Genomic DNA, 14,529 nt, shown 5'->3' on the forward strand with positions numbered 1-14,529 from the left:
CGTCGCGTAAATATGTCACGTTGCGATATAATCGCCGTCCCTTTGGGCCCGTGCCTGCGCGGGGCCCGTGCTTTTTAATCGTTTCGATCCGTTATCGCCGTGTCCCGTGTCGCCATCGCTCGCTGGCTGCTGAGCTTCGTCCCGAACCCTGTCACCGTGCCGTGGCAAGAACGCCTTCGCTCATGCATTGGCGCATTCATCGGCATTGCTGTCACGGGCGCGACGATGCATTGGCTCGTAAGCGATGCAGCCCATATTCCACTGCTCGTCGCGCCGATGGGCGCATCGGCCGTGCTGCTGTTCGCCGCGCCGGCAAGCCCGCTCGCGCAACCGTGGTCTTTCATCGGCGGCAATGTTGTCGCAGCGACGCTCGGCGTGCTGGCGAGTCACTGGTTTGCCGACCCGGTCGTGGCTGCCGCGTTTGCCGTCGCCGCCGCAACAAGTGCCATGTTCGCGCTGCGATGCGTGCACCCGCCGTCAGGTGCCGTCGCACTGACAGCGGTGCTCGGCGGCCCAGCCGTGCACGCGCTCGGATTCCGTTTCGTCGTCGAGCCGATCGCCGTGCAATCGTTCGTACTCCTAACGGCTGCCATCGCCTATCACACGGTCACCGGGCATCGATACCCTCACGTGCGGCGCGCCACGCCGTCAGATCGTGCCGCGGACACCGCTGGCACGGGCGTGACGCGCGCCGATATCGAAGCCCTTGTGCGAAAGCAAGGCGAGTTGATCGACGTAGCGGCCGAAGACCTGCAAACGTTATTGCATAAAGCGCAACTGCTCACCTATGCACGCAGCTTCAGCGACATGACATGTGCGCAAATCATGTCGCGCGATGTCGTGACCGTCACGGCAGAGACCACGGCGGCAACCGCTTGGCGGCTGCTCGAGCGCCATCGCGTCAAGGCGCTGCCTGTCGTCGATGGGATACATCACGTCGTGGGCGTCGTGACGCGAACCGATTTCGTTCGACGGACACCCTTTGGCTTGCGCGCCATACGCGCGGCGCGTCTTTCGGTCCGGCGCGACGTGGCGGCGACGCGGCGAGTCGGCGAATTCATGACCTCTGCGGTGTGCACAGCCGATGCATCTCTTGCGGTTGCGAAGCTGATTCCGCTTTTTGCGCATTACGGCCACCACCATATTCCGGTGCTCGACGCGCAACGTCGGCTCGTTGGCATGATCACGCAATCGGATTTGATCGGCGGCCTGCATCGACAGTCACAAACGCAGCGATTGCGCTCCGCTTGAGGTGGCCGCTCAAGCGACCCTGGAAGCGATGAAACCGGGCCTCTCGACCGTACTATCCGTACCGTGGCATCGACCGGTATTTATATCATATCGTGATATAATTTCGCGTTTTACCGCCTGCATAAACGACGATGTCGACGACGAGAACCTCTACTGCGCGCGCACTTGCCAAAGCCGACTTCGAGCAGTTGTCGGAGTTCCGCTATCAGATGCGGTGCTTCGAGCGCTTCTCGGAGCGGGCTGCACTCAGCGAAGGCATTACCCCTTTGCAGTATCTGTTGCTGCTTCATGTGAAGGGCTACCCCGGGCGCGAATGGGCCACCATCGGCGAGCTCGCCGAACGGCTGCAGGCGCAGCACCACGGCACTGTTGCCTTGGTGTCGCGCTGCGAAGCCATCGGCCTCGTGAAGCGCAAGCCAAGCGAAGCCGATCGGCGGCAGGTGCAAGTGCATTTGCTCAAGACAGGCGAAACTATTCTGGCTCGCCTCGCCGCGTTACACCGCGCCGAGCTGAAGTCATTACGGGGCCGATTCAACGTGCCGCAACTCGATTTTTGACCGGACATTTCCGATGAGCATCGACACCCACAAGCGAGATTTTTCCTCCAACGCACGCTTGCCCGGCATCTGCGCACTTGCCGCTGCCATCGGCATGCTCGGCATGGTTGCGGCCTATGCTTTGCTCAATCTGATTCACCTTTTCACCAATCTGTTTTTCTACGGCGCGTTCTCATTCGCCGATCGTTCGCCGGCCGATAACACGCTCGGTCCGTGGGTGGTGCTCGTGCCGGCCGCCGGCGGCTTGATCGTTGGTCTCATCGCGCGCTTCGGCTCCGAAAAAATTCGTGGCCATGGTATTCCCGAGGCCATCGAAGCCATCCTGTTCGGCAAGAGCCGCATGTCGCCGAAGGTCGCGATACTGAAACCACTCTCGTCCGGCATCGTGATCGGCAGCGGAGGGCCGTTTGGTGCAGAAGGCCCGATCATCATGACAGGCGGTGCACTCGGTTCGCTGCTCGCTCAATGCTTCAAGGTCACCGCCGCTGAGCGCAAGACGTTGCTCGTTGCTGGTGCGGCCGCCGGCATGACTGCCGTCTTCGGCACGCCCGTCGCCGCCGTCTTGCTCGCCGTCGAATTGCTGCTGTTCGAATGGCGGCCGCGCAGTTTCCTGCCGGTCGCACTCGCCTGTGCCGTCGCGGGCTTCATGCGAGCCGCATGGCTTGGCACCGGCCCGCTCTTTCCGCTGGAGACAGCGCCGCCCGCGGCGATCTCGCTCCTCTCGTGCGCCATTCTCGGACTCGCCTCCGGTGCGCTGGCCTGCGGCCTCTCGGTTGCGCTCTACAAGACCGAAGATATCTTCGGCAAGCTGCCGCTGCACTGGATGTGGTGGCCCGCGCTAGGCGGCTTGGCGGTGGGCATCGGCGGGTTCATCGAGCCGCGTGTGCTCGGCGTAGGCTACGACGTGATCGGCGATCTTTTGCACCAGCAGTTGGCGCTCAAGGTGGCAGTCGCCATTCTCGTCGCGAAAGCAATCATTTGGGTTATCGCGCTCGGCTCGGGCACATCGGGCGGGGTGCTCGCTCCGTTGCTGATGCTCGGCGCCGGGCTCGGCATTGTGCTGGGGCATGTGCTTCCGGGCAACGAACCCGCGCTTTGGCCGCTGGTCGCGATGTCCGCCACGCTTGGGGCCACGCTCGGCGCACCGCTGACAGCCATCGTCTTTGCCTTCGGCCTCACGCACGACAGCAACGCACTGCTGCCGCTGCTGACTGCGACACTGGTCGCGCATGGCTTCGCGACGGTTGTGATGCGGCGTTCGATCATGACCGAAAAAATCGCGCGGCGCGGCTATCACATCTATCGCGAGTACGGGGTCGACCCGCTCGAACGCCATTACGTCGATGAAGTCATGACCCGCACAGTCGAGACAATCGACGCCGCGTTGCCTGTCCATGAAGCGTTGGCGACCTTCTTCGGCACGAGCCAAACGCACCGCGCCTATCCCGTGATACGTGGCGACGCGCTCGTCGGCGTGGTCGATCGGTCGAGCCTGCTGTTGCTTGCCGAACGCGCGCAGGCGGAGCCACGCGGGCTTTCCCTCGGCGACGCACTCGCGCATCGTGCGCCGCCCGTCGCATTGCCGAACGAAACCTGCCGGCTCGTCGCTACGCGCCTAGCGGTGCATGGTCTAGAACGCTTGCCGGTAGTCTCCGATCGCGATTCGATGCGCCTCATGGGTATCGTCTCGCGCAGCGACCTCGTCAAGCCTGCCCAAACTCATTTCGAAGAAGAGCACAAAAAAGAGCGCTTTCGTCGATTCGCACCGCGGCGCGCAGCGAAACCTCGAAACGAAGCCTGATTCGATCAGGCGTCAGCATAGCCCCAATATCGAAAACCCTCGGAAAAAATAGCACGTGGCTGCGTAAACAATTACGGGAATGTATTAATCGAATTTGTATTGCCTGCGCCGATGGCTGCGCCTAGACTTTCTTCACACAAGAGCGAGACTGCCGGTCGCAGCGTAAGGCAGATCCAACCGGGGTAGTGGCGAAGAGAAAAGAAAAGAGTGCGGCGCCGATAAATAACAACAAACGCGTGGGGCCTGTTCGGCACCGAACATTCGCGAAACGGCGCAAGGTATGACAATACGATCACGCATAAAAACCGAAAGCAATGACTGCTAAGGGTCGATCGTCCTGCTTTGCGTAAGTGGCAATAGCACTCAATAACGATCAGCGAAACGGGGTATCGGCTGAGCACCGATCGCGATTTTTACTTGGCTTACCAAGTAAAAATTCGGGCTCAGCCGGTTTCGCAACGCTGTTGGGAGGCCACACATCATGAATATCATCGAGATGGCACAGCAGGTCGGGCTGCAAGTGTTGCTCGATGCGCGCATCGGCAATGAAACCTACCATAGCGTGAGCGGCTCGCTGGCTACCTTGCAGCGTTTTGCCGATGCGGTTGACGCTGCAACACGTGCCGAATTACGCAATGAAGGGGCAGCGAAAGCAATCGCCAAGACCGCTTCGCCGCATCGCGCAGCAGCACAGAGGCGTCGCGCACATCGCCGTACGCTCCGAATCCGTACTAACACGACACCACGGCCGGCCGCAGTGATGGCCGCGCGATTCGCTGCACTGACGAAGAAGCGCACGCGGGCCTCAACGGATTTACGCCGGCTCAAACCGACACGCGCACAAGCATTGCACGGCGCTTTAGCGAGTGGCCGAGCCATAAGACCGCGAGCCATGCGGGCACGAGCCACACCGAGACGGAGAGCCCTGGCGGCACGGCAAGAATGCCGAGGATCAGCGCCATAAACGCAAGGCAAATCCAATTGGCCACCGGGAAACCGAGCGACGCGAAAACGAGCGTTTCGCCTGCCGATCGCATCGCCTTGCGCGCCTTCAAATGCGTGAGGCTGATTAAAGACCAGTTGATCACGAGTGCGGCGACAACGAGCGCCATCAACAGACCGAGCGCGCGGGCATTACGTAGTCGATGATGACGCAAGCGAACGTTGCGAGCGCGGAAAGACCGATTGCGACGTAAGGCACGCCGCGACGATCAACCTTCATCAGCACACGCGGTGCATTACCCTGCTCCGCCAGACCGTAAAGCATGCGGCTATTCGCATAGACGGAGCTGTTGTAGACGGACAGCGCGGCGGTCAGCACGACGAGATTCAGCACATTAGCCGTGATGCCCGCGCCGATCTGCGAAAAGATCATGACGAATGGGCTCCCCCCTTGTGCGACCTCGTTCCACGGATGCAGCGCGAGCAAAACGATCAGAGAGCCGATATAGAAGATGAGAATTCGATAGATGACCTGGTTGATCGCTTTGGGAATAGTGCGGCTTGGATCGTCTGCTTCGGCAGCAGTGATGCCGATCAGTTCGAGGCCGCCGAACGAGAACATGATGACGGCCAGCGTCATGAAAAGCCCGTGCAAGCCATGTGGAAAAAACCCGTCCACTCGCCATAAATTCGTGATGGATGCTTGCGGCCCGCCGCGACCGCTCGCAAGCAAGTAGATTCCGAAAACGATCATTGCAATGATGGCGACAACTTTGATAATCGCGAACCAGAATTCTGTTTCGCCGTATGCCTTCACGTTGGCGAGATTGATTACGTTGATCGCAACAAAACAGACGAGCGCGGAGGCCCAGGTGGGCACGCCTGGCCACCAGAAATGAATATAGGTGCCGACAGCCGTCAGCTCGGCCATGCTGACGAGCACATAGAGTACCCAGTAGTTCCAGCCCGAAAGAAAGCCGGCGAAATCGCCCCAGTATTTATGAGCGAAATGGCTGAACGAACCTGCCACCGGTTCTTGCGCGACCATCTCTCCCAGTTGGCGCATGATCATGAATGCAATGACGCCGCCGATCGCATAACCAAGGATCATCGACGGTCCAGCCGCTTTCAGTACACTTGCAGAACCGAGGAAAAGGCCCGTGCCAATCGCGCCGCCAAGCGCAATCAATTGAATATGGCGGTTTTTTAAACCGCCGCGTTCAATGGGCGCCGTCAAAGTAGAACCTCCTGCGCCGCGACATTTCGCCCGCAGCGTGAAATGCGAAACCGATTATTATACTTGGCCGCGCATTTCGCCCGATGCTATAGCGTCTCGCTCGCTCCCTGCTCGCCGTTGCGCAGCAGGAGCAGCGGCACCGACGTCTCGCGCAACAACGACTCCGCCACGCTGCCCGCAAGCAACCGCCACAAACCACTGCGGCCATGCGAATACATCACGACAAGGTCAGCGCGGAATTCATCGATCACCCGCATCAGCACGCTCGCGAGACTGTCTCCGTAGGAATCGACCGCACGCAGACTGCTTTGCACGCCAAGCTTTGCCAGGCGCTCGCGCGCCTCGTCGAGCACCGCGGTCGCCGCTTGGCTCGATTTGTCATTGCTGCGCGTATCTTCGACGAAGCCATCGGCCGCGTCGACGAGTTGCGGCGGATGTTCGAGCACGAACACGGCCTGCACTTCGGCACCGACGATTTGAGCCAGCCTCGATGCCTCATCGAGCGCGCGCGACGCGCCCTCGCTGCCATCGACAGGTACCAGGATTCGCTTGTACATCGCCTTCTCCTTTAAGGGGACGCTGCTTCGCCGCCGAGAATCCGTTCCGACAGGTTTTGGTCGTAGCTCGAATGCACATGCACCCGCTTTTTCTCCGGATAAGCGTAGGTATAGGCCTTGCGCAACGCGAGCGAGGCTTCATGAAAGCCCGAGAGAATCAGCTTTTGCTTGTTCGGGTACACGGCAATATCGCCCGCCGCGAAAATGCCCGGGCGCGACGATTCGTAATGGGAGGTGTCGACGGCCACGCGCCCCGCTAGCGTCTCGAGCCCCCAATGCGCAATGGGTCCCAATTCGGCAACGAGCCCATATAACGCGATGACATGATGGGCCTCGATCGTCGTCGCACCGTCGATCTGCTTCACACGAACCGACCGCAATACGCCATCGGGCGCATTGAGCGCGGCTAGCGTGCCGATGATGATATCGAGCTCGCCGTCGGCTGCCGCACGCTTGACCTCCCGTACCGTAGATTCGGCCGCGCGAAATGTCTCGCGCCGGTGTACGAGCGTGACACGTTGCGCAACGTCGCGCAGCGCAAGCGCCCAATCGAGCGCCGAATCGCCGCCGCCCGCCACGACCACTCGTTGTCCGGCGAATGCGGAACGCTGACGCACGGCATAGTGAACGTGTCGGCCCTCTAGCGCAGGCGCTTCTTCGAGCGCAATGCGTTGCGGCACAAACGCACCGTTGCCAGCCGACAGCAGGACCGCTGCCGTGTCGAACGCAAGCCCGTTGTCAGTGGTAACGAGCCAACGTTTGTCGCTCGCTCGCTGCGCGAGCGTCACGACCCGTTGGCCCAGATGAACAGGCGGCGCAAACGGCCGACATTGCTCCATCAGTCGTTCAATCAATTCGCGTGCGGTACAAACAGGAATCGCGGGAATGTCGAAGATCGGCTTGTCGGGATAGAGTTCGATGCATTGTCCGCCGATTTGCTCGAGCGCATCGACGATATGACACGACAGACCGATCACCCCAGCCTCGAAAGCCGCGAAAAGACCGACCGGCCCTGCACCGACGATCACGACATCGGTGCGAATCGGACCATCGCCGTTCAATGATGCATCGTTCACTTTGCGACCCTCAATTGCGAAATTACGCAGTTGCGCGGCGGCACCTGCGTTCAATGGAGTCGAGTATAGGATCAACGTTCGGTGGTAAGCGTAGTGGCCCGCTATCCAGTAGGGAGAAACGGGAGAAGCGTAAATAAAAAAGGCGCCGCAATGAGCGACGCCTATGGAGTACGTCGAACCTGACGCGTTATGCGTCTGATTTTCGACGGTCAAAGAGCAGATGAGCGACGGGGCCGACTTTAGAAGCTATGGCGTAGACCAACCGTTGCCGACGTCTGATCTCTGTTGCTCGACACGCTGCCACTGTTGGCGTTATAGATAGCGGCTTTGGCGAGATGGCCCGACGCGTGCTGATAAACGATTTGTGTGTAGACGCTCGTGCGCTTCGAAAGCTTGTAATCAGCTTGCGCGCCGATCTGGTGGAAATGCTGAGGCGCATGCTCACCGAACAGCGAGGTCGCTTGCTGCGAATACGTGTAGGCCGCGCCCAGGGCCAACGTCGGCGTCAGGTTGTACCTGCCGTTGATCTCGTAATTGTTTTGGCTAATGCGCAACGGAACGCTCCGGAAATTATCCGCGCGTGCCTGCGTCCAAACGAAGCCCACTTGCGCCGGGCCGAACGCATAGTTTGCGCCGACGCCATACATACGTTGGCGGAAGTTGCCGAGCGTTCCAATGCTTCCGATTCCGTTGATACCGAATGACGTGAATGCGGAGCCATCCGATGCGCCGTTCGTGTTGGCAGTCGGCTTATCCCGTTGCACATAAGCTGCTGCAACCCGCAGGCCTTCGAATTGATAGGCCGCACCGAGACTGTATTGGCGGTTGTTGGTGAAGCCACCCGCTTGATTCGAGAAGCCGTACGTCGCGCCGAACGAGAAACCGCTGTAGTTCGCGCTCGTGAACTTCACCGCGTTGTTCACAGACGTACCGTAGTTATTGCTCAGGTTATCGAGATTGCCGTAGTGGGCGAACGGCGTACCGCCCCAACTGCCCGTTGCCGTCAGCGGCGAAAGGAAGTCTTGTCCTGCATCGTACTGGCGACCGAGCGTCACCGTGCCGTAGTCGCTCGACAGACCGACGAACGACTGGCGGTTGAACATACCGTTGTTGTTGGCGAGACCGCCGTTGTTAAGTTGGAAGCCGCTTTCGAGTGTGAAGACGAGCTTGAGACCGCTGCCCAGGTCTTCAGAACCCTTCAGGCCGAAACGGCTTTGGTCGACACCGCCACTCGTTTGCTGCCAATTTGAGTGGCCGCCGACATTGCTCGTGTAGTTGATGCCCGCGTCCAGCACCCCGTAAAGTGTGACGCTGCTTTGTGCGTGCGCTGCAACTGCAAACGATGCCGACACTGCTGCAACGATGAGGGTTTTTTTCATTGGAGAGAGATTCCCTTTGCTGATCAAACTGGCCCGTTGGCCAGACTTCCGGAAGAACGGTCGGTTGTCGTGTAACCGTTCAGCGAGCTGGCGAGTCTACGGGTGCTCAGATCTAGGGGTAAACGCGGACAAGGCAATTCATATTTTCGCAATAAGAAACAATTTGCAACAAAAATAGGTGAACACCCTTGTTTTAACTAGTTATTTATCGTGCTTGCTTTTAAAGAGATAGAGCGCGTCGCGATTAAAAGTTGCAAATGAACAACATCTTATAAATCGCGCCCCGCAACGCGGCGAGGTTGGCGGATGCCGCCGATACTCTCTCGCGTATGCATCGCCCGGCGGGCCTATCCTTTTTGCATTACCAATAAAAGGATGGCCGCAGTCGATGAGCATTCGTATGTGGGTCGGCGCAGCCCTTATGGCTGCAACCGGAATTGTCTGGGCTCAGCGGCCGACCGTTTATCCGCTGCGCAGCCAGAGCGCGGGCGCGCAAAGCGTCGACAACGCCTATTGCTATTGGCAGGCGAGGCAGCAAACCCACGTCGACATCGTGCATGAATCGCAGCGGCCGGTGCGCACCAAAGCGATCGGCTTCGCGCCTGATGCCGGGCGCGGGACGTCGGCCCCGCCATTGCCGGCGGACGCTGGGCATGCAGGTCCAGCGAGTGCAGCAAGCGCAGCGGCGGCTGCCAGTGCCGCGCCCGCGAGCAGTAGCACAGCGGCGTCCCCGACAGCCGCAGCGAGCCAAACCGCGTCGGTCAACGCGGCGTCGGGTGCGAGCACAGTGAAACTTCCTCCCCTGCCACCACCCGAGCCGCCCATGACGAGCTATTGGCATGCATTCGGCGAATGCATGCAAAGCCGCGGCTACGGCGTGCAGTGACACGCTGCTTGAACGGCGATTTGCTGGTCCGCACGTAGGCGCATCAACGCATCAGAGCGATAACGCACGGATGCCAAACAGACTTTACAGACTGTTACTCGGCGCGCGTACAGTAAAAGCTGCTTTCCATATACTCCAATCGCAGCTAATTCATTCGCGCTCCTAAGCGTTAATTCGAAGTCGAGAAATCAAATGAAAAACTTCACGTTTACGCGAGCCGCTCGGCTCGCTTTGCTCGCCGTCAGCGCGGCGTTGCCGCTCACCGCGTGTGTAGCACCTGGGCCTTACGGCGGTTACGGATCGCAGCCGCAGTACGCTCAACCGGCGTACGCACAGCCAAGCTACGCGCAACCGCAACCTCAGCCGTCATATGCCCAACCAGCTTACGTGCAACCGGACGGCTATGGGACGCAGTACGGCACAGTGGCGAGGGTCGTGCCTATCGGCGGCGCGACGAGTCCCTCGGGCGTGGTGGGCACGCTAGTCGGCGCGGTGGCCGGCGGAGTGATCGGCAATCAGTTCGGCGGCGGTCACGGACGCGAGGCCGCAACCGTCATCGGCGCACTGGGCGGCGCCGTAGCCGGCAATCAACTCGGCCAGCGTGTGGGCCAACCATCCGGTTATCGCGTCGATATTCAGTTGAGCGACGGCTCGATGCGTTCGTTCGATCTGCAAACGCCGGGCGACCTGCGGCCCGGCGATCGGGTTCGGATCGACGGCAATCAGGTGTCTCGATACTGATTGATTTAAAGATGTAAAAGATGTGACGTGCTCGGCCGCCGGCGTCAGGCAAACGCAGTGCCGCTGGTTCCGAGCACTTGAGCCAAAGCGTCGTATCGCTTTTGCATCGCAGGAACGCCTGGAACCTCGAACACGTTGCAAAAAGCGGTTGTTGCCGCCTGGGCGCTATTGGTCCGCTTCACAGCGGTGATCGCATTGGCGTGGGTCGTCTGCAACTCGTGCTTGAGGTAAGCGTAATTCGCTTCGACGCTCGATGGGTTCATACCGTGTTTCGATGCGAAGTCCAAAAACTCCCGTTTGCGCGAACCAGTCCATTGCGCAATGCCGTACCCCTGCCCCATGTTCGAGCTGGGTGCGCCAACGTGCATCCCTTCGTTCATCGCCGGCTTCATGCCGCCGCTTTCATACCACAGGTTCGCGACAATGCCGGAGGCTTGATTTTTGGTCAGGTTGAAGTCGTGCTGCAAGCGCCCGACAAACCAATCCGCAACGGGCTTGCCGTGCGTTCCCCCGCCGTTGTACTTAGCGGAAGCAATGCCGCCGCCGGATGACTGCGTGCCGCCTGTACCGCCGGTGCTGAAACTGGCTAAATTGATGCCCAGATCGGCGTTGGCCATCGGGCTGTTGGCAATCGCCTCGATTTGGGAAGCGGTCGACGATGCCAGCTGGGTCAGCCAGTCCGTCGAATACTCCTCGCCCTGCCCGCCGCCAAACATCGACGCCATCACCTGCTCGATCTGTCGCGCGGCAGCGAGCGGGTCGGTGCTGCCGCTAGTCTTCGTGCCACTGCCCGTTAGCTGGTTCAGCAGCGGGTCCACTTGTTGAAAACCAGCGGTATTGATCAAAGCCGTCTCCACGACGCGAGCGGGAATTATGCAAACTGGGTCCTTCCAAGTGTCGAAAATAGCAAACGCGAGCTTACAATTCTTGCGTTATGCGAAGCGAGCGACGCATATGCGAAGCAGGCAATCAAGCGGCGGTCTTGAATTGCGACATATCGATCTGGCGGCCGACCTTCCGAAGTTCGTCGTTGTGCGTAACGCACAGCAGCGTCGTCCCGCCTGCATTCAGTTCTGTCAGCAGCGAGATGACCCGCTTCTCGCGGCGGTTGTCCAACCCCGCCGTCGGCTCATCTACCAGTAACACGCCGCGTTTTTTGGGATCGTCGGTCATATAGTCACGCAGTATTGCGCGAATCAAACTCATGCGTACTCGTTCGCCCCCTGAAAGATTGGGGGGAAACTCGCGATCAAGGTCGAAACGAACTGGATTGAAGTCTAGCCTCTTCATCAGCTCTTGAATCTTTGCTCGCCAGTGTTCAAGTTCGCGTTCATCGCGCGCGAACGGCATGCCAAGAATAAGGTTATGAAATATGCTCCCCGGAAAAAACTCGGCATGCTGACTGGCGTAATGCACCAGATCCTGCAGTGAATCGCTGCCGAATTGCTTGACCTGATCGAGCGGTTGATTCCCGATAGTGATTTCGCCTGACGTCGGCGTGTTGATGCCGCCAATCATTTTGATGAGCGTCGACTTGCCCGAACCCGAGTCGCCCTGAATGGTCACGAATTCCCCCTGTCGGACCGCGAAATTGACGTCCTTGATAATGAGTTCGTCTTTGCCATGCTCGTTCAGCACACTGAAGCTGACGTTACGAAAAGCGAGGGAAAAATCCCGCAACTCGGAAACGCGAATGCGCGCGTGCTCGAGTGCGCCACGAGGATCGTCGATCGACTCCATCGAGCCGATCATCTCCTTGAGTTCCATGACCTGAAGAATATGGCGCGGGAATTCGTCGAAATACATCCGCGAGAGACCTTGAATGGGGTACGTGAGACCGCCGAAAGCCATCGTCGATGCCAATATCTGCCCGGCCGGCAAGCCCAACTCAACCCCGAGCGCAACGGTAAGCAGGATACCGACGTCCATGGGCAAATAACTCCAGAACCATTGCCACGCTTTTCGGTACATCAAGTTATGCTCGAGCGACCTTTCCTTTTCGAATTGCTGCGCGATTTGATTCAAGCTGCGCTCCATACCGACAAGGTTTCTCAGGTCGTGCACGCCGCGCAGACTCCGGCTATTGCTCTCGGTGGTCGCATCGATTGCTTCGTGGCTCTCGCGATAAAGCCGCTCCATCTTTTGATTACCGCGCTTGGCCCACAAATACATGATGGGCAGGCTGACAAGGCCAGCCGCCGCAAGTCGCGGATCGAAGCGAGTGAGCACCCCCGCGGCGGCCAGAATCTGCATGATCGCGGGACTGCCCCGGGTCAGCGCGTCGCCTATCAACTTACCCCCGGCCTGCCGGCCCCGCACGAGGGTATTGAATGTCTTTTCGAAGCTCGTGCCGTTTTCATCGCCATAGAAGGTTCGGTTCAACCAACTGCGCTGAACTTCGATGTCGGCGCGCAACATGACCTTTTCGACGCGAGCGGCGCCATTCGCTGCAAGCATATCGCCAGCCAGGTAATTGGCGGTCCAATACCCCGTGTAAGCGCCCATGTCAAAATGGTTGCCTCGAGTCACGTTTGCATAGAAGTTCGATGATCCGCCGCGTACTAGCCCTTGCAGGATGAAGTTAGCGATGACGCCGGTGAGAACGCCGCGCTGCTGACGCAGATTGCCGAATCTGGCAACCACCTTCATCGCGCGCCATAGCGTGCGCGGCGAGTATTGGACGAGATCAAGCTCGCGGTCGCTCAGCAACGTTTTCAGTTGCGCCCGCGAGAATCCGTAGCGCGCCAGTTCGCCATAAACCTCGCTCTCCATGCGGGTCTTGCCGTCATCGAAGTCGTCGATATCGTTTTTCAACGATATCTCGTTGAGTTCTTCGCTACGCACCAGAAAGTAAAACCAGGCGAGTGCTTCGATTCGGTCCTCGTCGACAGCAGCGCCTTCCCGCGTGTTCTCATTCATCCATTCGATCAGTTGGCTCACCCATTCATCGATGCCTCTTGCTAGCTCATCGTCGCGCTGAATATCGATGAACTCCCGCTTCGGATGCTTCGCGCTCACGCTGGCCATGGCCACCATCTCGCGTTGTAAATGCCGATATTTGCGATAGAGATCCTGCGGCAAAAGCGACTGAAACGTGGCCAACTTCGCGCCAGGTTCCGCATGTCCCGTTTTGGACGTATTTTCGCAATATCCGTTAATCAGCGTTCGAAGCGCCTTGAGCACATCTTTGGCGTCCTTGATCGGATGCTCCGTCGCCGATTCAGGTTGGACTTTGAGAGATTCGAAAAGCCGGTTTCGTACCTCGTCCTGCTTGGGCACCTGTAGGCGCTTTGCTGCCGCGTCGGCCGTTTTGCTGTCGTCGACGTCGATCATCTTGAGCGTCGTTACCGATAGCGCCCGCTTTGTATTGGGCTTGGCTGCGGTGCTCATCCGCGCGAGTTTGCCGAGAATCGAAGGTTCGTCTTCGTCCCGCTCGCCAAGCACGACCAGCGTGAGCAGCGCCTCCAACTCCTGGCTATGCTGCGTTTTCGGGCGTCCTCGCAAGCGCATCGAGATTGTTGTTTCGCCCACCGTCGGCTGATGGATGTCGAGCGTGACGCGTTGCGGCAACGCGGCCTTGGCACTGATGCTTGATTCTTGCTCCGCATTCAATAACGAGGCCGGATTGTCGATCGGTTTGTTGGTCACGACGAAAATGATCGATTTGGAAAGCGGCCGAGGCACCCGATCCATCAGCGGATTGGGATCGGCCCAATGCAATTCTCCTGCTTGCCCGCCATCGCGGCTGCGCTCCACACGCGCCCAGCGCAGCACCTTGGCGGCAACACCGGTCTGAACGCTACGGGACAGCGCATAGACATAGCGCCCAGGCGGAATCGTGCCTTGTTGCACGTTGCGGTAAAGATCGATCACATCGCGGCCGCGATAGCGGCGCGCTTCGAGGGGAATATTTTTCGCGCTGGTACATTGCTCGATAGCCGGCTTGTATATGGTGCCCTCGATGCGGCCGGATTCGCCGCACGCCGACCAGGCCATCGGCCGTGCCCGGCGCTTCAACTGGTCAAGGACGTGAGCCGAGCCGCGTACGGAAAAACGAATCGTGTTTCCTGTTTTCTCGGATGGCAGCTCGAATGACAAGCGG

Annotated in this window: 10 protein-coding genes and 1 pseudogene; 5 read left to right on the plus strand and 6 right to left on the minus strand. The window is 59.3% G+C overall.

Annotation, left to right across the window (positions count from 1 at the left end; translation table 11 throughout):
- The first annotated feature begins 99 nt into the window (after positions 1 to 99).
- The 3 genes from ACSQ20_RS20720 to ACSQ20_RS20730 all read left to right on the plus strand — a co-directional run bounded on the left by ACSQ20_RS20720 (position 100) and on the right by ACSQ20_RS20730 (position 3,609).
- Positions 100 to 1,251: an HPP family protein gene (locus tag ACSQ20_RS20720; RefSeq protein ID WP_436023769.1), complete on the plus strand. Its 1,152-nt coding sequence runs from the start codon at positions 100 to 102 to the stop codon at positions 1,249 to 1,251.
- A 131-nt stretch (positions 1,252 to 1,382) separates the two neighbouring features.
- Positions 1,383 to 1,808 (plus strand): MarR family winged helix-turn-helix transcriptional regulator, encoded by a 426-nt coding sequence (locus tag ACSQ20_RS20725; RefSeq protein WP_436023771.1) that lies wholly within the window; start codon positions 1,383 to 1,385, stop codon positions 1,806 to 1,808.
- 13 nt (positions 1,809 to 1,821) lie between these two features.
- Positions 1,822 to 3,609: a chloride channel protein gene (locus ACSQ20_RS20730; protein WP_436023773.1), complete on the plus strand. Its 1,788-nt coding sequence runs from the start codon at positions 1,822 to 1,824 to the stop codon at positions 3,607 to 3,609.
- An 824-nt stretch (positions 3,610 to 4,433) separates the two neighbouring features.
- Here the strand turns inward: ACSQ20_RS20730 and ACSQ20_RS20735 are convergent.
- The 4 genes and pseudogenes from ACSQ20_RS20735 to ACSQ20_RS20750 all read right to left on the minus strand — a co-directional run bounded on the left by ACSQ20_RS20735 (position 4,434) and on the right by ACSQ20_RS20750 (position 8,800).
- Positions 4,434 to 5,788 (minus strand): annotated as a pseudogene (locus ACSQ20_RS20735) (amino acid permease).
- A gap of 86 nt (positions 5,789 to 5,874) precedes the next feature.
- A complete protein-coding gene (locus ACSQ20_RS20740) occupies positions 5,875 to 6,345 on the minus strand; it encodes a universal stress protein (RefSeq protein WP_436023775.1) in 471 nt (156 codons plus the stop codon).
- A gap of 11 nt (positions 6,346 to 6,356) precedes the next feature.
- Positions 6,357 to 7,421, minus strand: a complete 1,065-nt coding sequence (locus tag ACSQ20_RS20745; protein WP_436023777.1) for an NAD(P)/FAD-dependent oxidoreductase — start codon at positions 7,419 to 7,421, stop codon at positions 6,357 to 6,359.
- Positions 7,422 to 7,660: 239 nt separating this feature from the next.
- Positions 7,661 to 8,800: a porin gene (locus ACSQ20_RS20750; RefSeq protein WP_436023779.1), complete on the minus strand. Its 1,140-nt coding sequence runs from the start codon at positions 8,798 to 8,800 to the stop codon at positions 7,661 to 7,663.
- Between the two features lie 388 nt (positions 8,801 to 9,188).
- Here ACSQ20_RS20750 and ACSQ20_RS20755 point away from each other — a divergent pair, with 388 nt between their 5' ends.
- Both ACSQ20_RS20755 and ACSQ20_RS20760 read left to right on the plus strand, forming a co-directional pair.
- On the plus strand, positions 9,189 to 9,686 hold the full coding sequence (locus tag ACSQ20_RS20755) for a hypothetical protein (RefSeq protein ID WP_436023781.1): 498 nt from the start codon (positions 9,189 to 9,191) through the stop codon (positions 9,684 to 9,686).
- A 192-nt stretch (positions 9,687 to 9,878) separates the two neighbouring features.
- On the plus strand, positions 9,879 to 10,427 hold the full coding sequence (locus tag ACSQ20_RS20760; protein WP_436023783.1) for a glycine zipper 2TM domain-containing protein: 549 nt from the start codon (positions 9,879 to 9,881) through the stop codon (positions 10,425 to 10,427).
- Between the two features lie 44 nt (positions 10,428 to 10,471).
- On the opposite strand, the gene ACSQ20_RS20765 is transcribed toward ACSQ20_RS20760, so the two are convergent.
- Both ACSQ20_RS20765 and ACSQ20_RS20770 read right to left on the minus strand, forming a co-directional pair.
- Entirely contained in the window at positions 10,472 to 11,245 is a 774-nt protein-coding gene (locus tag ACSQ20_RS20765) for a phage tail tip lysozyme (RefSeq protein ID WP_436023785.1), read from the minus strand.
- A 151-nt stretch (positions 11,246 to 11,396) separates the two neighbouring features.
- Positions 11,397 to 14,423, minus strand: coding sequence for an ATP-binding cassette domain-containing protein (locus ACSQ20_RS20770; protein ID WP_436023787.1), 3,027 nt, complete (start codon positions 14,421 to 14,423; stop codon positions 11,397 to 11,399).
- Between the last annotated feature and the right edge of the window lie 106 nt (positions 14,424 to 14,529).

Source organism: Trinickia sp. LjRoot230, from assembly GCF_964253315.1.
Taxonomy (GTDB): Bacteria; Pseudomonadota; Gammaproteobacteria; order Burkholderiales; family Burkholderiaceae; genus Trinickia.

Coding starts and splice junctions, on each gene's coding strand:
- ACSQ20_RS20725 (WP_436023771.1), top strand. CDS start 1,383: ATGTCGACGACGAGAACCTCTACTGCGCGCGCACTTGCCAAAGCCGAC.
- ACSQ20_RS20730 (WP_436023773.1), top strand. CDS start 1,822: ATGAGCATCGACACCCACAAGCGAGATTTTTCCTCCAACGCACGCTTG.
- ACSQ20_RS20740 (WP_436023775.1), bottom strand. CDS start 6,345: ATGTACAAGCGAATCCTGGTACCTGTCGATGGCAGCGAGGGCGCGTCG.
- ACSQ20_RS20750 (WP_436023779.1), bottom strand. CDS start 8,800: ATGAAAAAAACCCTCATCGTTGCAGCAGTGTCGGCATCGTTTGCAGTT.
- ACSQ20_RS20755 (WP_436023781.1), top strand. CDS start 9,189: ATGAGCATTCGTATGTGGGTCGGCGCAGCCCTTATGGCTGCAACCGGA.
- ACSQ20_RS20760 (WP_436023783.1), top strand. CDS start 9,879: ATGAAAAACTTCACGTTTACGCGAGCCGCTCGGCTCGCTTTGCTCGCC.
- ACSQ20_RS20770 (WP_436023787.1), bottom strand. CDS start 14,423: ATGGCCTGGTCGGCGTGCGGCGAATCCGGCCGCATCGAGGGCACCATA.